This window comes from Morganella psychrotolerans (assembly GCF_965118875.1).
Lineage (GTDB): Bacteria > Pseudomonadota > Gammaproteobacteria > Enterobacterales > Enterobacteriaceae > Morganella > Morganella psychrotolerans_C.
On the sequence record NZ_CBCPJD010000011.1, the window covers coordinates 25,363 to 47,712 of the forward strand.

The 22,350-nt window shown below is 49.9% G+C and carries 23 protein-coding genes; 10 read left to right on the forward strand and 13 right to left on the reverse strand.

Translation table 11 applies throughout. The annotated features are described in order from the left end of the window. Nucleotides 1-233: 233 nt before the first annotated feature. The 4 genes from frr to rpsB all read right to left on the reverse strand — a co-directional run bounded on the left by frr (nt 234) and on the right by rpsB (nt 3,479). Nucleotides 234-791, reverse strand: coding sequence for a ribosome recycling factor (frr, locus tag ACMHKJ_RS12245; RefSeq protein ID WP_067401631.1), 558 nt, complete (start codon nt 789-791; stop codon nt 234-236). A gap of 115 nt (nt 792-906) precedes the next feature. Continuing rightward, nucleotides 907-1,635, reverse strand: a complete 729-nt coding sequence (gene pyrH / locus ACMHKJ_RS12250; RefSeq protein WP_067365621.1) for a UMP kinase — start codon at nt 1,633-1,635, stop codon at nt 907-909. 125 nt (nt 1,636-1,760) lie between these two features. After that, nucleotides 1,761-2,615: a translation elongation factor Ts gene (tsf, locus tag ACMHKJ_RS12255; protein WP_413494271.1), complete on the reverse strand. Its 855-nt coding sequence runs from the start codon at nt 2,613-2,615 to the stop codon at nt 1,761-1,763. A 144-nt stretch (nt 2,616-2,759) separates the two neighbouring features. Further along, the gene (gene rpsB, locus ACMHKJ_RS12260; RefSeq protein WP_413494273.1) at nt 2,760-3,479 is read right to left on the reverse strand and encodes a 30S ribosomal protein S2; all 720 of its coding nucleotides are present in this window, start codon (nt 3,477-3,479) and stop codon (nt 2,760-2,762) included. A gap of 361 nt (nt 3,480-3,840) precedes the next feature. Here rpsB and map point away from each other — a divergent pair, with 361 nt between their 5' ends. From map to ACMHKJ_RS12280, 4 genes are all read left to right on the forward strand, one after another. Next, nucleotides 3,841-4,638, forward strand: coding sequence for a type I methionyl aminopeptidase (map, locus tag ACMHKJ_RS12265; RefSeq protein WP_413494275.1), 798 nt, complete (start codon nt 3,841-3,843; stop codon nt 4,636-4,638). A 156-nt stretch (nt 4,639-4,794) separates the two neighbouring features. Beyond that, a complete protein-coding gene (gene glnD, locus ACMHKJ_RS12270; RefSeq protein WP_413494277.1) occupies nt 4,795-7,449 on the forward strand; it encodes a bifunctional uridylyltransferase/uridylyl-removing protein GlnD in 2,655 nt (884 codons plus the stop codon). A gap of 37 nt (nt 7,450-7,486) precedes the next feature. After that, on the forward strand, nt 7,487-8,311 hold the full coding sequence (gene dapD, locus ACMHKJ_RS12275) for a 2,3,4,5-tetrahydropyridine-2,6-dicarboxylate N-succinyltransferase (RefSeq protein ID WP_067365607.1): 825 nt from the start codon (nt 7,487-7,489) through the stop codon (nt 8,309-8,311). Nucleotides 8,312-8,418: 107 nt separating this feature from the next. Beyond that, on the forward strand, nt 8,419-8,805 hold the full coding sequence (locus ACMHKJ_RS12280) for a DUF3461 family protein (RefSeq protein WP_067365604.1): 387 nt from the start codon (nt 8,419-8,421) through the stop codon (nt 8,803-8,805). Nucleotides 8,806-8,922: 117 nt separating this feature from the next. Here ACMHKJ_RS12280 and ACMHKJ_RS12285 read toward each other — a convergent pair whose 3' ends face one another. The 4 genes from ACMHKJ_RS12285 to syd all read right to left on the reverse strand — a co-directional run bounded on the left by ACMHKJ_RS12285 (nt 8,923) and on the right by syd (nt 11,450). Then, complete coding sequence (locus ACMHKJ_RS12285) at nt 8,923-9,372, reverse strand: flavodoxin (protein WP_413494279.1); 450 nt, start codon at nt 9,370-9,372, stop codon at nt 8,923-8,925. Between the two features lie 52 nt (nt 9,373-9,424). After that, a complete protein-coding gene (truC, locus tag ACMHKJ_RS12290; protein WP_413494281.1) occupies nt 9,425-10,150 on the reverse strand; it encodes a tRNA pseudouridine(65) synthase TruC in 726 nt (241 codons plus the stop codon). Beyond that, nucleotides 10,147-10,470 carry a YqcC family protein gene (locus ACMHKJ_RS12295; protein ID WP_413494283.1) on the reverse strand — a complete coding sequence of 108 codons (324 nt, stop codon included), beginning with the start codon at nt 10,468-10,470 and terminating at the stop codon, nt 10,147-10,149. The genes truC and ACMHKJ_RS12295 overlap by 4 nt, the downstream gene beginning before the upstream one ends. 428 nt (nt 10,471-10,898) lie before the next feature. Then, on the reverse strand, nt 10,899-11,450 hold the full coding sequence (syd, locus tag ACMHKJ_RS12300; protein WP_413494285.1) for a SecY-interacting protein: 552 nt from the start codon (nt 11,448-11,450) through the stop codon (nt 10,899-10,901). 108 nt (nt 11,451-11,558) lie between these two features. Between syd and queF the strand changes: the two genes are divergently transcribed. The 4 genes from queF to ACMHKJ_RS12320 all read left to right on the forward strand — a co-directional run bounded on the left by queF (nt 11,559) and on the right by ACMHKJ_RS12320 (nt 15,428). After that, nucleotides 11,559-12,410, forward strand: coding sequence for an NADPH-dependent 7-cyano-7-deazaguanine reductase QueF (gene queF / locus ACMHKJ_RS12305; RefSeq protein ID WP_413494287.1), 852 nt, complete (start codon nt 11,559-11,561; stop codon nt 12,408-12,410). Nucleotides 12,411-12,473: 63 nt separating this feature from the next. Next, nucleotides 12,474-13,841, forward strand: coding sequence for a nucleotide 5'-monophosphate nucleosidase PpnN (gene ppnN, locus ACMHKJ_RS12310; RefSeq protein WP_067365588.1), 1,368 nt, complete (start codon nt 12,474-12,476; stop codon nt 13,839-13,841). Nucleotides 13,842-13,902: 61 nt separating this feature from the next. Beyond that, nucleotides 13,903-14,664, forward strand: a complete 762-nt coding sequence (gene xni / locus ACMHKJ_RS12315) for a flap endonuclease Xni (protein WP_413494494.1) — start codon at nt 13,903-13,905, stop codon at nt 14,662-14,664. Nucleotides 14,665-14,732: 68 nt separating this feature from the next. Further along, on the forward strand, nt 14,733-15,428 hold the full coding sequence (locus ACMHKJ_RS12320) for a DUF3592 domain-containing protein (protein WP_413494288.1): 696 nt from the start codon (nt 14,733-14,735) through the stop codon (nt 15,426-15,428). A 62-nt stretch (nt 15,429-15,490) separates the two neighbouring features. On the opposite strand, the gene rlmM is transcribed toward ACMHKJ_RS12320, so the two are convergent. Genes rlmM through ACMHKJ_RS12335 form a run of 3 tightly spaced genes read right to left on the reverse strand, consistent with a single transcriptional unit; the run spans nt 15,491 to nt 17,930 of the window. Continuing rightward, nucleotides 15,491-16,588: a 23S rRNA (cytidine(2498)-2'-O)-methyltransferase RlmM gene (rlmM, locus tag ACMHKJ_RS12325; RefSeq protein ID WP_413494289.1), complete on the reverse strand. Its 1,098-nt coding sequence runs from the start codon at nt 16,586-16,588 to the stop codon at nt 15,491-15,493. Next, nucleotides 16,581-16,976 carry a DUF423 domain-containing protein gene (locus tag ACMHKJ_RS12330; protein ID WP_067365583.1) on the reverse strand — a complete coding sequence of 132 codons (396 nt, stop codon included), beginning with the start codon at nt 16,974-16,976 and terminating at the stop codon, nt 16,581-16,583. Before ACMHKJ_RS12330 ends, rlmM begins: the two co-directional genes overlap by 8 nt. Before the next feature lie 27 nt (nt 16,977-17,003). Next, the gene (locus ACMHKJ_RS12335; RefSeq protein WP_413494290.1) at nt 17,004-17,930 is read right to left on the reverse strand and encodes a transcriptional regulator GcvA; all 927 of its coding nucleotides are present in this window, start codon (nt 17,928-17,930) and stop codon (nt 17,004-17,006) included. A gap of 592 nt (nt 17,931-18,522) precedes the next feature. On the opposite strand from ACMHKJ_RS12335, the gene csdA reads away from it, so the two are divergent. Both csdA and csdE read left to right on the forward strand, forming a co-directional pair. Continuing rightward, nucleotides 18,523-19,731 carry a cysteine desulfurase CsdA gene (gene csdA / locus ACMHKJ_RS12340; protein ID WP_413494292.1) on the forward strand — a complete coding sequence of 403 codons (1,209 nt, stop codon included), beginning with the start codon at nt 18,523-18,525 and terminating at the stop codon, nt 19,729-19,731. Nucleotides 19,732-19,756: 25 nt separating this feature from the next. Continuing rightward, entirely contained in the window at nt 19,757-20,203 is a 447-nt protein-coding gene (gene csdE / locus ACMHKJ_RS12345; protein WP_413494495.1) for a cysteine desulfurase sulfur acceptor subunit CsdE, read from the forward strand. An 8-nt stretch (nt 20,204-20,211) separates the two neighbouring features. Here the strand turns inward: csdE and tcdA are convergent, their stop codons facing one another. Beyond that, nucleotides 20,212-21,027, reverse strand: coding sequence for a tRNA cyclic N6-threonylcarbamoyladenosine(37) synthase TcdA (gene tcdA / locus ACMHKJ_RS12350; protein ID WP_413494294.1), 816 nt, complete (start codon nt 21,025-21,027; stop codon nt 20,212-20,214). Between the two features lie 88 nt (nt 21,028-21,115). Further along, complete coding sequence (gene mltA / locus ACMHKJ_RS12355; RefSeq protein WP_413494296.1) at nt 21,116-22,213, reverse strand: murein transglycosylase A; 1,098 nt, start codon at nt 22,211-22,213, stop codon at nt 21,116-21,118. Nucleotides 22,214-22,350 lie beyond the last annotated feature (137 nt).

Consider the following 22,350-nt stretch of genomic DNA (forward strand, 5'->3'; position numbering starts at 1 on the left):
CGTTGGCTGCAGTCACCCAGCCGCGTCACATAGTTGATCTATGCTCCCCGTCTGTCTTCCCTTGCCGCCTGCCTGTATCTTGAATGACGTTGGGTATATCGTTATTTCGAATCGCGAAAGTATAGCACTTTGGTGAACAGACAGTGAGTAGTCATTTCTCTGACTAATAGGTAAAAAAATAGTGCCATGAGGCACTATTTTTTTTATATGTTCTGTTCAAAATCACGTCCGGATTAAAAATCCATCAGCTCTTTTTCTTTTGCTGCCAGTGACTCATCGATTTTTTTGATAAACATATCAGTCATTTTCTGAATGTCATCCTGTGAACGACGATCTTCATCTTCACTGATTTCTTTGTCTTTCAGTAACGCTTTGACTTTGTCGTTTGCGTCACGGCGAACGTTACGAACAGCAATGCGTCCCTGTTCTGCCTCATTACGGACCACTTTGATCAGGTCTTTACGACGCTCTTCAGTCAGTGCAGGAAGCGGAACACGGATAACGGTACCGGCAGAAGACGGGTTCAGACCGAGATCTGATGCCATAATGGCTTTTTCAACTGCCGGAGACAGTGAACGATCAAATACAGTCAGCGCTAATGTACGCGAATCTTCAACAACGACGTTTGCTAACTGACGCAGTGGTGTCGGTGTGCCGTAATATTCAACAATAATGCCGTCAAGCAGGCTCGGAGATGCGCGGCCGGTACGGATTTTACTGATTTGGGTTCTCAGCGACTCAACGCATTTGTCCATGCGTTCCTGCGCGTCTTTCTGGATATCATTAATCACGTTATGAGTCCTTGGAAACGGGTAATTTTCAGACCGCACTGGTCGCGCAGCCCGCGTTATTAGTTTGGCGAATCTATATAAATGATACCGTCAAATGCCGCCGGTGTCCCGGCGTTTAGTCACGCGCAATCAAGGTACCTTCTTTCTCACCCATCACAACACGGCGTAATGCACCGGGTTTGTTCATGTTGAAAACACGGATTGGCAGGTTGTGATCGCGCGCCAGCGTAAAAGCCGCTAAATCCATCACCTTCAGTTCGCGCTCCAGCACATCCTGATAGTTGAGTTTTTCATACAGTACGGCATCCGGATCTTTCGCCGGATCCGCCGAGTAAACGCCGTCCACTTTTGTGGCTTTCAGCACAACATCGGCTTCAATTTCGATTCCGCGCAGACAGGCCGCAGAATCCGTAGTAAAGAATGGGTTGCCTGTTCCGGCTGAGAAAATAACCACACGGCCATGACGTAAGAGGCTGATTGCTTCAGCCCAGCTGTAATTGTCACAAACACCGTTCAGCGGGATAGCGGACATCAGTCGCACGTTAACATAAGCACGATGAAGCGCGTCACGCATTGCCAGCCCGTTCATAACGGTTGCCAGCATCCCCATGTGGTCACCGACGACACGGTTCATACCGGCCTCGGCAAGTCCTGCGCCACGAAACAGATTGCCCCCGCCAATAACGACACCGACCTGAATTTGCAGCTCAACAAGCTCCTTGATTTCCTGTGCCATACGGTCAAGTACAGTCGCATCAATCCCGAAACCTTCATTCCCTTGTAAAGCTTCGCCACTGAGCTTCAGCAGAATACGTTGATATACAGGTTTTGCATTGGTAGCCATGGTGTTCTGTCCTAAACAGATGATTTATTGCCAGAGATACCCGGACGATTGCCGGATAATAAACAGAGGTACTATTACAGATACAGATAAAACAGAACCGCCTTCCGGCGGCTCTGGTGCAATGATTATTTACCGCTCATTGCCGCAACTTCAGCAGCGAAGTCAGCTTCAGCTTTTTCGATACCTTCACCCACTTCAAAGCGGATAAATGCAGTCACGTCAGCGCCGTTTTCTTTTAACAGCTCACCAACAGACTTGCCTGGCTCCATGACGAACGGCTGACCGGTCAGAGAGATTTCGCCGGTGAATTTATTCATACGGCCGAGAACCATTTTCTCTGCGATTTCTTGTGGTTTACCGGATTGCATAGCAATATCCAGCTGAATTTGTTTCTCGTGAGCAACAACATCAGCAGGAACATCATCCGGTTTCACGTATTCTGGCTTGCTTGCAGCAACGTGCATTGCAATGTGCTTGAGCAGATCTTCATTAGCGTTGGTACCTGCAACCAGAACACCAATACGTGCGCCGTGCATATAAGTACCGACCATGTCGCTTTCTAAAACAGCTACACGACGAAAACCAATGTTTTCACCGATTTTAGTAACCAGTGTTACACGCTGATCTTCAAATTTTGCAGCGATTTGTTCAACATCAGTTGTTCTTTCTGCCATAACGAAGTTCAGAATTTCGTTGGCAAACGCAATGAAACTTGCATCTTTGGCAACGAAGTCTGTTTCACAGTTAACTTCAATCAGTGCGCCAAATTTTGCATCTGCGCTGACCGCAGATAAGATAATACCTTCAGCAGCAACGCGGCCTGCTTTTTTCGCTGCTTTTGCCTGGCCGGATTTACGCATGTTATCGATAGCTAATTCGATATCACCGTTTGCTTCAACCAGTGCTTTTTTACATTCCATCATACCTGCGGCTGTACGCTCACGCAGTTCTTTTACCAATGCAGCGGTAATTCCAGACATGTGTTTATTTCCTCGATGAGCTCGCAGAAACTGTTTCTGCGGGGAGTTTGTTCGTATATCAGATGCGTATAGGGAGCCATGAAGGCTCCCTAACCATTTGCAGCAATACCTGGTTAATAAGAGCGCTCTGAGAGCGGATCTCTATTATTCAGTAACTGTTTCTTCAGCCTGAACAACCAGATCCTGTGAACGGCCTTCGCGAACAGTTGTCGCTACTGCGCCCAGGTACAGCTTGATTGCACGGATTGCATCGTCGTTACCCGGAACGATGAAATCAACACCGTCAGGATCAGAGTTAGTATCAACGATAGCAAATACCGGGATACCCAGGTTGTTTGCTTCTTTGATTGCAATGTGCTCGTGCTCTGCATCGATAACAAACAGAGCGTCAGGTAAACCGCCCATGTCTTTGATACCACCCAGGCTGTTTTCTAACTTACCAAGTTCACGGGTACGCATCAGCGCTTCTTTCTTGGTCAGTTTTTCAAAAGTACCGTCCTGAGACTGTGCTTCTAAATCTTTCAGGCGTTTGATTGACTGACGCACTGTTTTCCAGTTAGTCAGCATACCGCCTAACCAGCGATGGTTAACAAAGTACTGGTCACAGCTGATTGCTGATTCCTGAATTGCTTCCACAGCAGCACGCTTAGTACCGACAAACAGAATTTTGCCTTTACGTGAAGCGATTTTGTTCAGTTCAGCCAGCGCGTGGTTGAACATAGGAACAGTTTTTTCCAGGTTGATGATATGCACTTTGTTACGGGCACCAAAGATGAATGGTTTCATTTTCGGGTTCCAGTAACGTGTCTGGTGACCGAAGTGAACGCCCGCCTGGAGCATATCGCGCATGGAAACAGTTGCCATTTTAAACCTCTGTAAATAGTTAGTTGGGGTTATGCCTCCACGGATCCCATGCTACCGACTCCCTGTCAGCTGAACGCTTCGGAGCACCCCGGCGCATGTGCCGATCCGTGTGTGTTATACACAGTTGAGTTATTAAAAGTTTGGCTTCCGGGCAAAAATACACGGAATACCGGCGCGCTTTATACCATAAATACCCCGGCGATACCACTTTTTCTTAATTTTTCACCTGAAAAACGACGGCGCATTACTCAACTCCCGGCGCACAATGATTGGCATCCTTTTCTCCGGCTGTTAACATACCGCCGACTCAATTCCCATTTTCCTAAGTGACGGGATAATCCCGGTTCGGATACCTACAATTATGGCAATCACAATCAAAACAGAAGACGACATCCGGAAAATGCGTGTCGCCGGTCGTCTCGCAGCCGACGTTCTCGAGATGATCAAACCGCATGTTGTGCCGGGCGTCAGCACCGGTGAACTGGACAGACTCTGCCACGAGCATATTACCGTTAAACAAGACGCGATTTCTGCCTGTCTCGGCTATCACGGCTTCCCGAAATCAGTCTGTATCTCCGTGAATGATGTGGTCTGCCACGGAATACCGGACAATGACAAAATCTTAAAAAACGGCGATATCGTTAATATCGACGTGACCGTAATAAAAGACGGTTTTCACGGTGATACTTCTGCGATGTTTATTGCAGGAACCCCGTCAATTCAGGCTGAACGTCTGTGCAAAGTAACACAGGAAAGCCTGTATCTCGCACTACGTATGGTCAGACCCGGAATTCGCCTGCGCACCCTGGGTGCGGCTATCCAGAAATTTGTGGAAGGGCATGATTACTCGGTTGTCCGTGATTACTGCGGGCACGGGATCGGCGAAGGTTTCCACGAAGAGCCGCAGGTTCTGCACTATGACGGTGATGATGGCGGCGTGGTACTGAAAAAAGGCATGGCGTTCACTATCGAGCCGATGGTTAACACAGGCGATTACCGCATCCGGACAATGAAAGATGGCTGGACGGTGAAAACCAAAGATCACGGTCTGTCCGCGCAGTATGAACACACCCTGGTCGTTACCGACGACGGTTGTGAGATAATGACACTGCGTAACGATGAAGAAGGCGCACTTTCGCGTATTCTTATCGCGCAATAAGTATCTCTGCTGTTCCGTCCGGTGCTGTCGCCGGGCGGGCTCCCCCCCGTCCTCTTACCCGCTCCGTTCCCTGGCGATAATCGCCCCTGAACGCTGGTTATTTACCCGCTGACGCAGTAACCTTATTAAAATTAGCATCCCCGATAAGGATCCCTCATGGATATTGCCCGGTCTGCGGCACCTGCCCTCAAACCCGCCTCGCCGCTGTCATTTACTGATGATGATTTACAGCTTTCTGTGTTGCGGGAACACCTTGAACACTACCACCGCTGGCAGGCAGAAGCTTTCCGTGAAGGGCAGCCCGTGCATTCCCTGCTGCTGACCCGCAGTGATTATATTGATCAGTTGCTTACCCGCCTGTGGCAGTTTACCGGGTTTGAGGATATTGCCGGATTTTCACTGATTGCTGTCGGCGGTTACGGGCGACGGGAGCTGCATCCGTTATCTGATGTGGATATTCTGCTGCTCAGCGAAGCGCCGCTGCCGGAAACACTCACACCGAAAATCGGTGAGTTTATCGCGCTGCTGTGGGATCTGAAACTGGTGGTCGGGCACAGTGTCCGCGACCTTGACGAGTGCATCCGTGAGGGACTGAACGACCTGACTATCGCGACCAATCTGATTGAATCACGCCTTATCTGCGGCTCACTGCCGCTGTTTCTGCAACTGCAAAAGCGGGTATTCAATGATGATTTCTGGCCGTCGCCGCGTTTTTTTGCTGCCAAGCTGGAAGAGCAGGCCGCACGCCATGCCCGTTATCACAGCACCAGTTATAACCTGGAGCCGGATATCAAAAGCAGTCCCGGCGGTCTGCGGGATATCCATACGCTGCTCTGGGTCGCCCGCCGTCATTTCGGCGCAACCTCACTCAGTGAAATGGCCGGCTCCGGTTTTCTGACAAATGCAGAGCGGGAAGAGCTGAATGAATGCCTGGATACACTCTGGAGGATCCGTTTCGCCCTGCATCTGTCCCTGACCCGCTACGACAACCGCCTGCTGTTTGACCGCCAGCTCAGTGTGGCAGAGCAGCTTGGTTATGACGGGGAACGCAATCAGCCCGTTGAACGGATGATGAAAGCCTATTACCGCGTTACTCGCCGTGTATCTGAACTCAATGAGATGCTGTTACAACTGTTTGATGAAGCGATTTTACACTCCGGTCATCACGAAGCCCCCTGCCCGCTCGATAACGAATTTCAGTTATACGGACACCGAATCGGCTTAATTAATAGTGACACATTCAGCAATGACCCCTCTGCAATAATGCGGATGTTTTACCTGATGGCCTGCGACGAACGTATTACCGGGATTGATTCCGCGACATTGCGCCGGTTGCGCCATGCCCGCCGCCACCTCGCCCGCCCGCTGATGGAATACCCGCAGGCGCGGAAACTGTTTATTGCTATCCTCCGCCATCCGCGCGGGGTAAGTGCGGCGTTTGTTCCGATGCACCGCCACGGCGTACTGAGCGCCTATATGCCGCTGTGGAGTAATATTGTCGGACAAATGCAGTTCGATTTATTCCATGCCTATACGGTCGATGAACACACGCTCCGCGTGCTTGGAAAAATCGACACGTTTAAGCAGGAATCTGAACGTGTAAACCACCCTGTTTGTGTGGATGTTTATCCGACACTTGCGCAGCCGGAGTTGCTGCGACTTGCCGCTCTGTTCCATGATATCGCCAAGGGCAGACAGGGTGACCATGCTGTCGTCGGCGCAGCCGATGCCCGTCAGTTCTGTGAATATCACTCGCTGAGTGAAGAAGATACCTGTCTTGTCAGTTGGCTGGTTGAACAACACCTTCTGATGTCAGTCACAGCGCAGCGCCGCGATATTCAGGACCCGGAAGTGATCCGCACCTTTGCCGACGAGGTCCGGACAGTTGATCGCCTGCGCTATCTTATTTGTCTGACAGTCGCAGATATCTGGGCGACTAATGCCTCGCTGTGGAACAGCTGGCGGCGCAGTCTGCTTCAGGAGCTGTTTATCAGTACTGAAAATCAGCTGCTGCGCGGGGTACATAACAAACCCAATCTGCGCCAGCGTATCCGTCATCACCGCGACCGCGCACTGGCACTGCTGCGCCAGTATGGTACGGATGAACAGCGCCTCCGGGTGCTCTGGTCACGCTGCCATGCAGACTATTTTCTGCGCCACACCCCGGAACAGCTTGCCTGGCATGCAAAAGCCCTGATAAGCCACGATACGGACTCACCGCTGATCCTTATCAGCAACCAGCGCAGCCACGGCGGCAGCGAAATTTTTATCTGGTGCCACGACCGGCCTTCGCTGTTTGCCTCTGTGGTGAGTGAGTTGGATCGCCGCAATCTGAGTGTTCAGAATGCGCAGATTTTTACTAACCGGGACAATATGGCGATGGACTCCTTTGTTGTACTGGAGCCGGACGGCAGGCAGCTTGCCGCCGATCGCCACGAAAGCATCCGTCACGCACTCGCCGCCGCGGTGACCACCGATTTTATTCCCAATCACCGCACCCGCACCGCACCGGCAAAACTGCGCCATTTCGATGTACCGACCCGCATCAGATTTATCCACAACAAACGGGGATTGCGCAGCTATATGGAACTGTACGCATTAGACAAGCCCGGATTGCTGTCGCAGGTCGGACAAATTTTTGCCGGGCTGGGTTTGCAACTACATGGTGCGCGGATCACCACAACCGGCGAAAAAGTGGAGGATATCTTCATTCTGACGGATAAGGATAATAAAGCGCTGAATAAAAACATTCAGGAAGAACTGGCTAAAAGGTTGACAAAAGCCCTCAATTCAAAGGATAAAACAGAGTAAATTTGTCAAATCACCCGATAAAAGGAAAACGACGTCAATGCAGCAATTACAGGCCATTATTGAATCCGCCTTTGAAGACCGCGCCGCCATCACACCGGCAACCACCACACCGGCACTGCGCGAAGCAGTCAATCAGGTGATTGAGTTACTGGATTGCGGGAAACTGCGGGTCGCAGAAAAAATCGGCGGCACCTGGGTAACCCATCAGTGGCTGAAAAAAGCAGTGCTGCTCTCTTTCCGCATCAGTGATAATCAGGTCATGGATGGCGCGGAATCCCGCTATTTCGATAAAGTCCCGATGAAATTCGCCGGATACGACCAGGCACGTTTTGAGCGCGAAGGCTTTCGTGTCGTGCCACCGGCGGCAGCCCGCCGTGGTGCTTATATTGCCCGCAACACCGTACTGATGCCGTCTTATGTCAATATCGGGGCTTATGTCGATGAAGGCACAATGGTTGATACCTGGGCGACAGTCGGCTCTTGTGCGCAAATCGGGAAAAACGTGCATCTCTCCGGCGGCGTCGGCATTGGCGGCGTGTTAGAACCGTTACAGGCAAACCCGACCATTATTGAAGATAACTGCTTTGTCGGCGCACGTTCAGAAGTGGTTGAAGGCGTGATCGTGGAAACCGGCTCGGTCATTTCAATGGGTGTTTTCATCGGGCAGAGTACCAAAATTTACGATCGCGAAACCGGCGAAATTCACTACGGACGCGTACCGGCAGGCTCAGTGGTTGTCTCCGGCAATCTGCCGTCAAAAGATGGCAGCTACAGTCTCTATTGTGCGGTCATTGTCAAAAAAGTGGATGAAAAAACCAGGGGTAAAGTCGGGATTAATGAATTGTTACGCACCATAGACTAATCTCAGAAATAGCGGATAATAACTCCGCTATTTTATTATACGTGCAGTTTATCTTTCGCCGCATCCGGCGGAAACAGGACAGAATATACTCTAAATAGGTGGCGCACATGTATGACAATTTAAAAAGTCTGGGAATTACGCATCCTGAAGATATTGATCGCTATACCCTTCGTCAGGAAGCGAACAATGACATTCTGAAAATTTATTTTCGCAAAGATAAAGGTGAGTTTTTTGCCAAAAGCGTGAAGTTTAAATACCCGCGCCAGCGCAAAACAATTCAGGACGCGCAGGGCTTTAAAGAAGTCAACGAAATCAACAGCAACCTTCGTTATGTTATTGAAGAGCTGGATAAAATCTGCAAACAGGATGAAAGCGCGTTGCCGGAAGTTGATCTTAAACGCAAGATCCTCGACGATCTGCGCCATCTGGAGCATGTTGTGTCAAACAAAATCGCTGAAATTGAAAGTGATCTTGAAAAACTGACCCGCAAATAATCCTCAGCCGGTACCTGACATCATTCAGGATGCAGCCAACGCACCTGCAGCCTGAATGAATAAGGGTATACTGCGCCGTTGTGCCGGGTCAGGCTTATAACGGCGCTGTTTTTACTGTTACTTAACCTTCGCGGCCCAGTCTGTTATCCACGCCAATGCATGCTCTTCAGGCACTGCAACGTCTGCGCCGTCAATTACCAGCATCTCACCAATGCGCTGCGCCTGTTGCTCTTGCAATAATTCATCAAACTGCTGACCACCGCCGGCAAAGTTATCATAACTGCTGTCACCCAGCGCGATAACGCCGTAACGCAGGGATGGCTGATAACCAACCTCATCGCGCAGCCCGGTAAACAACGCACGGATATTATCCGGCAAATCGCCCTGCCCGGTTGTGGAGGTAATCACAAGCGCCACATCCGTAAGATAGGCTTTCCACTGTGCAAGTTCCGGTTCATCAAATAATGTCACATCATGACCGGCGTCCGTCAGAACAGCCTGTGCCTCTTCACCCACAGCCAGCGAATTGCCATACACTGTGCCGACAAAAATACCGATACGCGCCATAATTTGTCCTTTTCAGTCAGATTTAATCAAAACGATCATATTGTTATACTATTCAGGGCAACGTCCAGCCAAACTGTGCCGCAACCTGCTGCCACTGCTCATCAAACGGTGCCCGGAACACTAATGGTGCGCCGGTAACCGGATGCATCAGAGACAGTTCAGAGGCGTGCAGCATTAATCTGCGGCTGCCGAAATGCTCAGTGAACCCCCGGTTTTGGCGTAGATCGCCGTGTGCGCTGTCGCCGATAATCGGGTGACGCAAATGGGTCATGTGGCGGCGCAGCTGATGTTTTCTCCCGGTTTCCGGTTTCAGCTCCATCAGGGTATAGCGGGAGGTCGGATAACGTCCGACAGCGACCGGACATTCAATCCGCGCCAGCGGGCAGTAGTGAGTCACCGCCGGTTGTGCCGGTTTTTCCGTGGAGAATTTATCCGCAATTTTATCCAGCTCTTCCGTCAGCGCATAATCCAGCGTGGCGGTTTCTTCTATCCAGCCGCGCACAACAGCATGATAGGTTTTCTGCATTTCGTGACGCTCAAGCTGCTGAGACAGCAGCCTTGCAACATCGGAAGAGAGCGCCATCAGCAGCACACCCGAGGTCGGGCGATCCAGGCGGTGGACAGGAAAGACATGCTGACCAATCTGGTCGCGCAATGTCTGCATCACAAAAACGGTCTCATGGCGGTCAAGCCAGCTGCGGTGAACTAACCATCCGGCAGGCTTATTTATTGCGATGAGATATTCATCCTGATAACAGATTTCCAATAACTGACTCACGCGAAAAGCCCGTCCAGTGTCCGCAGATGATTTAATAATACAAGATAGCGCGCCGATTCTGCATCATTGCGATAATGCTCTTCAAAATACGGGGTTATCTGAAAGGCGGACGGTAATGCTGAACCCTGCTCAATCACAGCATACAGGCGCGGGATAAGGATCCACTGCAACCATTCGTGGGCATTCATGGTATCCACAGCAAACGGCAGTTTGCTCTCAAACGCATCCGCCACAGGCGGCTGCCCCTGCCACAGATCAACTGCGCGCATTTCTTCTTCAATACCGGTAAGAATATCAACAATTTGCTGATGTTTTTTCATAACTGAAACCTGTTCACTCTGCACAATAAGTTCATCTCAGGAAGGCGGAGCTTGCTGCCTGCATCCTGAATGACGTTGGGTACAGCGTAACATTGGTGTCAGATAAGTAAAAATCAATTCCCGCGATCCGGATACAAAAAAAACGCATTAAAAAAGAGGGGGAAAAATCCCCCCTCATTTTTAATGAAATAACATCCTGTCCCTGAAGAAAATACGTCCGTTTATTTTCGTCCATTTCCTTATGAACACCGACAGGATGCCGGAACCCGCAGGTCCAAACAACACAACCACCCGCAACTATCTGTAGCACCAACGCATGGTAAAACATAACCTGATGAATTAACTGGTTATTTTTAATAAACCGTCATGGTTCCCGGACAGCGGTAACCGGATAAAGCGACAGAGTCCCACACGGATGTCAGTCATCGTTATGCTGTAAACTCAACGGTCAGCAGAGAAAGAAATGTCGCAATATCCGCAGCCAGCACCCGGCGTTTTTTAGTACCGAATGTTTCCAGGAGAACTTCCCCGGTCAGATTGCAGACAGAAATTATGTCAAACTCTGACTCCAGCGTGGCGATAAACAGGGTAGGCGGCAGCTTGAGACGCCGCTGTGTCACCAGGTGACCTATCAGGTTTTCCTGAAGACGGATAAAATCGTCTTCACTCCAGACCTGTACCAGGCTAAGCGGCAGTCCCTCAAAGTTCGCCTGCATATCCCCGGCGAACTGCTGTGTATAATATTCCGTCACATCCGGATGCACTTCAATTCCCAGCGCATTTTCAACCGGCTGTAAATGCAGGTCAGCCGTGAATGCTGCCGGCATCCAGTACACGCACTCATCACCTGTACGAATAATACACGGAGACGGAATACTGTAAAGTTCATGACTGACCGGCGCTAAGCCTGTTTTTTCCTGACATAAACCGACATAATGTTGGGTAAACTGATGTAACGCCTGAGAAACCGTTCGGGTCATTTCGCAAAACCTGATAAAAATAAGTGTGCCATATCGCTATAGTAACGTATGACAGGCTATATTGGCGACAGGCGTACAATTTTGTCATCTGATGTTAAAAGGTTAAATATGTCTCTGTATGATGGAAAGGCTGAGTTAGCGTCTCTGACGCTGGGTAAAAAAACCGGCTACGAGCAGCACTACAATCCCGCATTATTGCAGGGCGTACCGCGCAGCCTGAACCGGGATGCACTGCATCTGCATGCAGATAACCTGCCTTTTCACGGTGCCGACCTCTGGACACTGTATGAGCTCTCCTGGCTGCAACCCAACGGGATCCCGTGTATCGCGCTGGGTTATGTCTCACTCGATGCCCGCGGCCTGAATCTGATTGAATCCAAAAGCTTTAAGCTCTATCTCAACAGCTTTAATCAGACTGTTTTTGCCTCTGCTGATGATGTACAAAAAACACTGGAGCAGGATCTGAGCGCCTGCGCGCAGGGTGAGGTAACAGTAGAGCTTCTGCGCCCGGAACAGTTCACCGAACAAAAAATCATTGATTTTACCGGTGAATGTCTTGATTATCAGGATATTACTATTGCGGATTATCAGTTTTCCAGTGAGTATCTTATTGATGCGGTCAATGACAACGACGATTTCGTTGAAGAAACGTTAGTCAGTCACCTGTTAAAATCAAACTGCCTGATTACACAGCAGCCTGATTGGGGATCTGTCTCAATCCAATACCGCGGTCCGCGGATCGATCGCGCCAAACTGCTGCGCTATCTGGTGTCATTCCGCAACCATAACGAATTTCATGAACAGTGTGTTGAGCGTATTTTTACTGATATCAATACACACTGTCGCCCGGCAACCCTGACCGTCTACGCCCGTTACACCCGCCGTGGCGGGCTGGATATCAATCCGTGGCGTACAAATACGGACTTTACACCGTCCGCAGCCCGTCTGGCGCGCCAATAAGGCAGACGTCGCGGAACGTGTAGAATGAATATATTTTATCCACGGGATAACAAGGAGTTCTGCTTGATCACACATATCAGCCCGTTAGGTTCGATGGACCTGCTCTCTCAGTTCGAAGTTGATGTTTTAAAACGAACTGCGAGCAGCCACCTTTACCGGCTTTACCGCAATTGCTCGCTGGCGGTACTGAACTCCGGCAGCCAGACAGACAACAGTCACGCTTTGCTGTCTAAATTTCAGGATTTTGATATCAATGTGCTGCGCCGCGAGCGCGGTGTGAAACTCGAACTGGTCAATCCGCCGCAAAATGCCTTTGTGGACGGAAAAATTATCCGTTCACTCCAGGCAAACCTGTTTGCTGTATTACGTGACATTCTGTTTGTTCAGACACAAATTACGGACGCCCAGCGCTGCCGCGGTCTGAATCTTGATGACGGTGCGCATCTGACCAACCTGATCTTCTTTATTTTACGCAACGCCCGCGCCCTGCATATTGATGAAGATCCGAATATGATTGTCTGCTGGGGCGGTCACTCCATCAATGAAACAGAATACCTGTACGGGCGCAAAGTCGGTAACGAACTGGGACTGCGCGAACTGAATATCTGTACCGGCTGCGGACCGGGTGCAATGGAAGCGCCGATGAAAGGTGCTGCTGTCGGTCACGCGCAACAAGGCTACAAAAATAGCCGTTTTATCGGTCTGACAGAGCCGTCAATTATCGCCGCTGAGCCACCTAATCCGCTGGTCAATGAACTGATCATCATGCCGGATATCGAAAAACGCCTTGAGAGTTTTGTCCGCCTCGCACACGGGATAATTATCTTCCCGGGTGGCGTCGGTACGGCAGAAGAGCTGCTTTATCTGCTGGGAATACTGATGCATCCTGATAATAAAGAGCAGGTACTGCCGCTGGTCTTAACCGGGCCGAAAGAGAGCGCGGACTACTTCCGTGTCCTCAATGATTTCGTGATAAATACCCTGGGCGAAGACGCCACACGTCATTATCAGATTATCATTGACGATCCGGTTGAAGTCGCCCGTGTCATGAAGCACGCCATGCCGATGGTGAAAGATAACCGCCGCAGCACCGGCGATGCTTACAGCTTCAACTGGTCGATTAAAATTGCCGATGATTTACAGCACCCGTTTGATCCGACCCATGAAAATATGGCGGCGCTGAATCTTTACCGTAACCAGGCACCGGAAAAACTGGCAGCTGACCTGCGCCGTGCCTTCTCCGGCATTGTCGCCGGTAATGTAAAAGAGAATGGCCTGCAGGCGATTGCACAGCACGGACCATTTAAAATCCATGGTGAAGAAAGCATTATGCAGCGCATGGATGTCATGCTGCGCGGATTCGTCGACCAGCACCGGATGAAGCTGCCGGGCAGCTCCGCTTACGAGCCGTGCTACGAAATCGTTCGCTGATGATTACCTTTCTCTGAACTGACTTCCCCGCCTCCGGCGGGGAAATTCTATATATAAAGCGATTATGATCCATTTACTGATTATCGATGCAATGAATCTGATCCGCCGGATCTACGCGGTACAAAGCCAGTCCGGTCTGATTATCTGTGAGCAGGCGCTGATGCAGATTCTGGGGCATGCACAGCCCACCCATGCTGTCGCTGTCTTTGATGAGGATGACCGCAGCCACAGCTGGCGGCATCAGTTGCTGCCCGGTTATAAGGCCGGACGCAGCGAGATGCCGGATATCGTCAGGCAGGAGTTGCCACTGCTACGGGAGATGTTTGCCCGCCACGGCATCAATGCATGGCACTCCGAGGGCGATGAAGCCGATGACCTGGCGGCAACGCTGGCGCATAAAGTCGGTCAGGCAGGACATCAGGCAACCATTGTCTCCACAGACAAAGGTTACTGTCAGTTGCTCTCTCCGCATATTCAGATCCGCGATTATTTCCAGAAACGCTGGCTTGATATGCCGTTTATCGCCGCAGAGTTTGGTGTTACATCACAACAACTACCTGATTTTTGGGGATTAAGTGGTATCAGCAGCAGTAAAATACCGGGAATTGCGGGGATCGGTCCGAAAACTGCAGCCACCCTGCTCAGTACCTTTACGGATTTGGATACCCTCTATAACAACACAGAACAGGTACCGGAAAAGTGGCGTAAAAAAATTATCGACGGAAAAGATATCGCTTACTGCTGCCGCGATATTGCCACTCTGAAACGGGATCTTGAATTGCAGGGAAATTTAAATCAGTTGAGATTGCACTTAAGGGAATAAATGTTAGCTATATTAATGCTTGTAGAATAGTCTATTTCATTAATATATTAACCAGAATCGGATAGTCTATGTTTACTAAACTGCGCCTTGTATTAGGCATTTTTGCTGTCATTGGATTCCTCATGCTGTCTGCCGGGGGTTATTTTTATCTTTCCGGTCAGGCACACGAAAAAAACGGTATTGTGGCAACCGGACAAATCATCGATCTTGAAATCAGCCGTTCTGATAACGGGACGACTTATTGCCCCGTTGTCCGGTTTACTGACGGACAGGACGATTTTGTATTTTCATCCTCATTTTGCAGCAGTGAATACGGGAATTCGGCCGGTGATGCCATTGATGTCATTTATCAGCCGGGGAATCCGAGCGGTGCGGTGATCCACTCCTTCTCCGGAATGTATGGCGGTGCAATTATTTTACTCGGCATGGGGGGAATATTCACCCTGGTCGGTGCTATCCCGCTGGTTGTGATGTATATGAAAGGGAAATCCGGACGCCGCTTATTACAGGAAGGTATGCCGGTAAAAGCTAAAATTACTGAAGTGGTCCTTAATTCTATGATCAGTATTAACGGACGCAGCCCATACCGTATTGTCGCACAAGTCCATGATACTATTCAGAACAGCGTCTCACTCTATTACAGTGAAAATCTGGCTTTTAACCCGGAACCTTATATTGATCAGGAATTCGTTACTGTTTTCCTGGATAAGAAAAACCCGGAAAAATATCACATGGATATTTCGTTTCTGCCAAAAGTGAAATAATACAAAAAATAATCCCGGCAGTATTAGCCGGGATTATTTATATCGCGAAGTAATCAAACGGATTAGAAAACCCGATCCGGGTTGTAAGCACCCCAGACGCGCTGAATATGAACCGTTATCTCTTCGCGGTCATGATATAGCTGCTTGGCATGAATAAGCACATTAATATCCTGTGCTTTCAGCTCTGTAGCCATCTTTTCCAGGATATGTGACACTTCTTCATAGCGCTTTTTCATCGGCAGTTTTAAGTTGAAAATAGATTCGCGACACCAGCCGTTCGCCATCCAGGTTGTCATTAACGCCGCAACTTTTGCCGGTTTTTCAACCATATCACAAACCAGCCAGGTGATATTTTTCGACGACGGTTCAAACTTAAATCCGTCCTCGCGAAGATGGCGTACCTGTCCGGTATCCATCAGGCTTTCTGCCATCGTGCCGTTATCCACAGCCTGCACGCGCATACTGTGTTTCACCAGCTGATACGTCCAGCCGCCGGGGCAAGCGCCCAGATCCACCGCATGCAGCCCGCCTTCCAGACGCTCTTCCCACTCTTCGTAAGGAATAAACATGTGGAAAGCCTCTTCCAGCTTCAGTGTGGAACGGCTCGGTGCATCTGACGGGAATTTCAGGCGCGGGATGCCCATATAGAATGAAGAGTTATTATTAGAATATGAATAACCCGCATAGCAACAACCCGGCGCAATAAAGAGGATGTGAATAACCGGACGACCACGGTTCTCTTTTGCCAGCAGTAATTTCTCCTGACGCAGTGCTGAACGCAGCGGAACGGTAAACTTACGGCAGAACTTCATCAGCTCTTTCGCTTCGTCATTATCCGGCACTTCAACACGCAGCTCACCCGCGCGATCCACAATCCCGGTCAACATTCCGATAATCGGTGTAATGCGATCGTTTTCCGGTAAATGTTTCAGTAATTCACCGATCACAATCATCTGGCGGGCAAAAATCAATTCTTTAAACGGGATCTCTTTTGCAATGCGATCAGCATCATCCGGCTGATAACATTCAAAAATAACATACCCGCTATTCTCTTTGACACGCGGGAATCCGAAAATCTCAAGGCGTCCGGCTTTATCCGTGATCTCGGCTGCACACTCTTTTTCAAAGCCCGGACGGCAATATAATGCAATTTTATTCATGGCCGGAAGCCACTTTCCTTAGACGCACTGCGCCGATTAATACACAAACCCAGCCTAACAGGAAACTTACCCCGCCAACCGGCGTGAAATAGGCAAAGTATTTCATCTGTAAAAGCGCCATACAATACAGGCTGCCGCTGAACAGTAAAATACCGATCCCAAAAAATAATCCACTCCAGTAGAACCACAATACCACTTTGCGCATCAGCAATGCGGCAAGCCCCATCATTGCCAGCGTGTGGGAGATTTGGTATTGCAGACCTAAATTAATCCAGTCCATCTGGTGCTTTGCCAACAAAGGCGTCAAGAGATGGGAGCCTATCGCGCCAAATGCAACATAAAAAAAGCCGCTGAAACCGGCAAAAATTAACATCAACCGACTATTCATTTGCCATTACCTTTTGTGATGATCAGGTTAATCCTGCTCACTTGTCATCCATCCTAATTTTTCCTGCTCACTCGCTGCCTGCGCCATAATCCACTGACGGAACGCCGCGATTTTTCCTGAATCTGCCTGACTGTCCTGGCACACCAGATAAAACGCATTTTTACTGACTAAGATATCTTTAAACGGGCACACCAGTCTGCCGCCATCCAGCTCATTTTTAGCCATCACATTATTGACCAGCGCCACTCCCTGCCCGTGTACCGCAGCCTGGATAACCATTGCGCTGTGGCTGAATATCGGGCCATGCTGCACGTTTACCTGCTGTTGCAAATCTGCCTGGCGGATATACGCCTGCCAGTCGCGGCGGGACGAATCATGCAACAGTGTATGATACGATAAATCGGTCAGTATTTTCAGTGGTCGTTCACCGGTCATCAGTGACGGCGCACACACCGGTATCAGATATTCCGCATACAGCCGGTCTGTCCGCAGACCCGGCCAGTTACCCCGCCCGTAAAAAATTGCCACATCCACATCATCAGCCAGTTTATCTTCTTCCCGGTCAACGGCCTGTATCCGGACATCAATGGCCGGATACGCCTGGTGAAAACCCGATAAACGCGGAACCAGCCACTGAATGGCAAAACTCGGCGATAAACTGACAGTCAATGCCCCTTTTGCACTACGCGCCAGAAGCTTGCGGGTTGCATCATTAATAGAGGAGAAAATCTCTTTGATGTCGAGATAATAACTCTGCCCCTCTTCCGTCAGCAACAACGAACGATTCCGGCGGCGAAATAACTTCAGCCCGAGGAAATCTTCCAGGCTTTTCATCTGGTGGCTCACGGCGGCTTGTGTGACAAATAACTCTTCTGCCGCTTTAGTAAAACTTAAATGGCGGGCGGCAGCATCAAAAACACGCAAAGCATTGAGCGGAGGCAATCGTTTGGACATTTTCAGGCTTATTTATCAGGACCGGATACCGGTAACATGGTTTATACCCTTATTCATTCAAACTGCAGGTTCGTTGACGGCGTGAATGGCATTGGGTATAGAATAGGATTAGTTTTTTTAATCCGAAGCATTATAATTTGTCCCTTGATGATACACCAGTAAATACCTATAGTATGCCCACTTCCTGAGCCGGAACGAAAAGTCGGGCAGTAGCGATACTGCAAAACTTTTGGCTATGTGGTTGTGATGTTGTGTTTGCAAGTTGTCCGGAAATTCCGGACATAGTAGCTTAAGCTACTGTTTTTTTCACTTCCTGTACATTTACCCTGTCTGTCCATAGTGATTTTTTTTGTATGCACCGCCGATTGCGGTGCTTTTTTTTATTCTTTTCTCACTAAACTCTGCCAAAACTTCTACCGGAACTATGCCGGAAATCTGGAAAGACAGCGCAATCTTGATTATAGTAAACTGTTGCTGACGGTGCTACCCGAAGCACTCAGACCGGTCACCGGCTGATTTATGCCGCAGATGTACCGGACACCGCACATTTTGCATAAGCTCTGTTTATCTCAGACCCTGATTAATTAAACCGATGAAAACCTTCTCTCCCGACACATTCCGCACCTGCTTTCCCGGTATAGTAAGTGACACCGTTTTTCTCGACAGTGCCGCCACCGCCCTCAAACCAGACGTGATGTCGCAGGCAACGCACTATTATTATCAGCATAACAGCGGTGCAACAGTTCACCGCAGCCACCATCAGCAGGCGCAGACAGTAACACAGCAGTTTGAACAGGCGCGTGATGCCGTCCGCCGGCTGATTAATGCTGACGATGCCCGCCACTGTATCTGGACAAAAGGCACCACGGAATCCATCAATCTGGTCACACAGGGCTATTTCCGCCCGCGCCTGCAACCGGGTGATGAAATCATTGTCAGCGAACTGGAACATCACTCTAATCTGATCCCGTGGATAATTCTGGCGCAGCAAACCGGCGCAACACTGGTGAAATGGCCGCTGACCGAAGAGCACACACTCTGTTACGCTCAGCTGCAAACACTGCTTACGCCGCAGACCCGCGTGGTGGCGGTCACTCAAATGTCGAATATCACCGGTTTTCAACCGGATATTGACCGCACAGCCCGGCTGGTACACCAGCATGGTGCGCTGATTGTTGTCGACGGCGCACAAGGTGTCGTTCATCATCCGTCTGATGTCACGCAAAGTAATATCGATTTTTACGCCTTCTCAGCACACAAGATATACGGCCCGAACGGGCTGGGTGTACTGTACGGACGCGGTGAATTACTTGATGCCATGCAACCCTGGCAGGGCGGCGGAAAAATGCTGACAGACACTGATTTTTTCAGTTTTACCCCGGCACCGGTTCCCGCACGGTTTGAAGCCGGTACGCCGAACGTCGCGGGCGTTATCGCTTTCGGTGCAACACTCCGCTGGCTTGAAACCTGTGACCTGAGTGCCGCGCACCATCATACCATTGCCTTATGTGACAGTGCAGAACAACAACTTGCCGCACTGCCCGGTTTTCGCAGCTACCGCGCTCCCGGCAGTCCGCTGCTGGCATTCAATTTTGACAATATTCATCACAGTGATATCGCCACTCTACTGGCGGAAAAAGGCATTGCGTTGCGCCACGGGCAACACTGCGCACAACCGCTTTGTCAGGCACTGCATACAGGCGGCTGCCTGCGTGTTTCATTTATGCCGTACAATCAATCGAATGATATAGATAAGCTGGTACAGGCAATCCGGTTTGCTCTCGATATCCTGGCTGAATGACCAGCCGATGACACAAGAGACACAGATGACACATGTATTTCCGGCACATCCTTTTGGTCACAACATTCGTCGTGAACAACTCGCAGAAACATTTTCCGCCTGTCACTCATGGGAAGAAAAGTATCGTCAGTTAGTCATACTTTCCCGTCAGTTACCGACACTGCCGCCGGAAAACAGAACCGGGGATACCGAAATTAAAGGCTGTGAAAACCGGGTCTGGCTGGCTGGCGCACTGAACAGTAACGGCACACTGCATTTTTGGGGTGACAGTGACGGGCGGATTGTCAAAGGGCTACTCGCGGTTCTGCTGACAGAGATTGAAGGATTGACGCCCGCAGAGCTGCTATCTCTTGATCTGCCGGTTATTTTTGAACAATACAAACTAAGCGATCAGCTTAGTCAGTCACGGCGCAATGGTATTGCGGCACTGATTAATGCCGCACATATTATTGCACAAAAATTCAGCGCCTGACCGGCACTTTATTCAGCCGCAGCACGCGCAGCTTTTGCCATGAGTTTTTTCAGGGCGTGAGATACCGCAACAAACCCGAATGAGGCCGTCACAACGGTGGCGGCGCCAAAACCCGCGGCACAATCCATCCGCATACTGCCTTCTGCCGTATTCTTCATGCCACAGACTGCACTGCCGTCTGCCTGCGGATAACGCAATGCTTCTGTTGAGAAAACACATTCAATCCCCAACCGCCCTTTGCTGTTTTTAAGCACGCCATACTCTGATTTCAGGCGCTCACGCAGTTTTGCGGCCAGCGGGTCCTGAAGTGTTTTCGCCAGATCAGCGACCTGAATCTGTGTCGGATCAATCTGTCCGCCTGCCCCGCCGGTTGTGACCAGCGGAATTTTATTGCGACGGCAATGCGCCAGCAGCGCGGCTTTCGGGCGAATGCTGTCAATCGCATCAATCACATAATCAAACCCGGGCTGCATCATTTCCGGTACATTATCCGCCGTCACAAAATCATCCACACAATGCACCTGACATTCAGGATTGATCGCGAGGATCCGCTCACGCATTACCTCAATCTTAGGCTGCCCGATTGTTCCCTGCATCGCGTGGATCTGCCGGTTAATATTTGTCACGCAAACATCATCCATATCAATCAGAGTGATCGCTCCGATCCCGGTACGTGCCAGTGCTTCCGCCGCCCAGGATCCTACACCGCCGATGCCGATAACACAGAAATGAGAACGGGCAAATAAATGAAGCGCCTGCTGACCATAAAGGCGGCCAATACCCGCAAAGCGTTGCAGGTAAGCGTCAGATAAAAGATTTTGCATAATCGGGAACCTGCGGTAAAAGTCACGGAAACAACAGAGAAAGGCTGTCGGTGTATACCCTGTCAGTATACACCGGACAGAAAAAAGACTACAGAACCGGATTTAAGATCGGCGGTGTGCCTTTCTTCAATACCCATACGCGCCCGTAATGGTTATAAAATCCGGCCATCATCCCCGCATCATGCCCGATACCATGGTAAATATCGAAATGGTGTCCTTTTATGGCGCCGCCGACATCCAGCGCAATCATCAGGCGCATATCATAACGCCCGGTAAAGTTACCCTGATTATCCAGCACCGGAATTTCTGCCAGCAAAGTTGTTCCCGGCGGGATCAGGTTTTTGTCTGATGCCACAGAGGCTTTTGCAATCAAAGGAACGGCACTCGCCCCTTTCACCGGCGCAAACTGTTTTGGTGAGAAAAAGACAAAAGACGCGTTTTGCTCCAGCAGTTCCTGTACTTCCTGCGGGGAGTGATTATCTGCCCACTGACGGATAGCCAGCATCGACATGTCTTTCTTTTCGACCTCACCACGCTCAATCAGTACCCGTCCGATACTGGTATAACCGTGTCCGTTCTTCCCTGCATAGGCAAAAAAATTCAGCTCAGAACCATCACCGAAATCAATGTAAGCACTGCCCTGTACATCCATCAGGAAGTTATCCATCAGCGAGTTACTGTATGCCAGCACATAATTGTCACTTAGTGCGCCTGCATAGATTTGAGCACGGCTCGGCAGGCGGCTGCCTTTTTTCGGCGGCATACGATAGATAGGATACTGAAATTCGCCCTGACGGGTATGACGCGCCTGCACAACCGGGGTGTAATAGCCGGTAAACTGGACGTTTCCGTAGTTGTCCTTTCCTTCCATCTGATAGCTGTGGAGATTGAACTGACGTAACTGCGCGGGATCGGCACCTGAGCGCAGCCAGTTTTCGACCGCGCGGAAGTTTTCATTATTCGCATTGTACAAACGCGGCGACGCCGTTTTAACTGCATCAACCTGTTTAAGGAAATCAGCACCATTCACCGGGTTCCCGGGACTGTTAATACCCGCCACTTCCTGTAAATTCTGCGTCAGACGACCATCTTTATATTGCTGACCTTTATCTGTCGGATGCGACTGACAGCCGACTAACAGAGAGAACATCACGCCGCACAACAAAAACCTGCCGGTTTTGTTCATACTTATCCGCCAATGAATAATAAATAATGTGAATTAACTTAATTTAAGTGCAAACGATAGCAAATCACTTTTATTATGCAACCGATTTACGGAACCGTTAATAAACAATAATCAGGCTTCAGGATGCAGGCAGGCGG

What these genes read in the sequence shown, in the direction of transcription:
- csdE (WP_413494495.1), top strand. Translation starts at nt 19,757, where the DNA reads ATGACACATGTATTTCCGGCACATCCTTTTGGTCACAACATTCGTCGT.
- queF (WP_413494287.1), top strand. Translation starts at nt 11,559, where the DNA reads ATGTCTCTGTATGATGGAAAGGCTGAGTTAGCGTCTCTGACGCTGGGT.
- ACMHKJ_RS12295 (WP_413494283.1), bottom strand. Translation starts at nt 10,470, where the DNA reads ATGAAAAAACATCAGCAAATTGTTGATATTCTTACCGGTATTGAAGAA.
- ACMHKJ_RS12330 (WP_067365583.1), bottom strand. Translation starts at nt 16,976, where the DNA reads ATGAATAGTCGGTTGATGTTAATTTTTGCCGGTTTCAGCGGCTTTTTT.
- ACMHKJ_RS12280 (WP_067365604.1), top strand. Translation starts at nt 8,419, where the DNA reads ATGTATGACAATTTAAAAAGTCTGGGAATTACGCATCCTGAAGATATT.
- csdA (WP_413494292.1), top strand. Translation starts at nt 18,523, where the DNA reads ATGAAAACCTTCTCTCCCGACACATTCCGCACCTGCTTTCCCGGTATA.
- ACMHKJ_RS12285 (WP_413494279.1), bottom strand. Translation starts at nt 9,372, where the DNA reads ATGGCGCGTATCGGTATTTTTGTCGGCACAGTGTATGGCAATTCGCTG.
- rlmM (WP_413494289.1), bottom strand. Translation starts at nt 16,588, where the DNA reads ATGAATAAAATTGCATTATATTGCCGTCCGGGCTTTGAAAAAGAGTGT.
- tcdA (WP_413494294.1), bottom strand. Translation starts at nt 21,027, where the DNA reads ATGCAAAATCTTTTATCTGACGCTTACCTGCAACGCTTTGCGGGTATT.
- ACMHKJ_RS12335 (WP_413494290.1), bottom strand. Translation starts at nt 17,930, where the DNA reads ATGTCCAAACGATTGCCTCCGCTCAATGCTTTGCGTGTTTTTGATGCT.
- map (WP_413494275.1), top strand. Translation starts at nt 3,841, where the DNA reads ATGGCAATCACAATCAAAACAGAAGACGACATCCGGAAAATGCGTGTC.
- pyrH (WP_067365621.1), bottom strand. Translation starts at nt 1,635, where the DNA reads ATGGCTACCAATGCAAAACCTGTATATCAACGTATTCTGCTGAAGCTC.
- glnD (WP_413494277.1), top strand. Translation starts at nt 4,795, where the DNA reads ATGGATATTGCCCGGTCTGCGGCACCTGCCCTCAAACCCGCCTCGCCG.
- dapD (WP_067365607.1), top strand. Translation starts at nt 7,487, where the DNA reads ATGCAGCAATTACAGGCCATTATTGAATCCGCCTTTGAAGACCGCGCC.
- tsf (WP_413494271.1), bottom strand. Translation starts at nt 2,615, where the DNA reads ATGTCTGGAATTACCGCTGCATTGGTAAAAGAACTGCGTGAGCGTACA.
- mltA (WP_413494296.1), bottom strand. Translation starts at nt 22,213, where the DNA reads ATGAACAAAACCGGCAGGTTTTTGTTGTGCGGCGTGATGTTCTCTCTG.
- rpsB (WP_413494273.1), bottom strand. Translation starts at nt 3,479, where the DNA reads ATGGCAACTGTTTCCATGCGCGATATGCTCCAGGCGGGCGTTCACTTC.
- ACMHKJ_RS12320 (WP_413494288.1), top strand. Translation starts at nt 14,733, where the DNA reads ATGTTTACTAAACTGCGCCTTGTATTAGGCATTTTTGCTGTCATTGGA.
- syd (WP_413494285.1), bottom strand. Translation starts at nt 11,450, where the DNA reads ATGACCCGAACGGTTTCTCAGGCGTTACATCAGTTTACCCAACATTAT.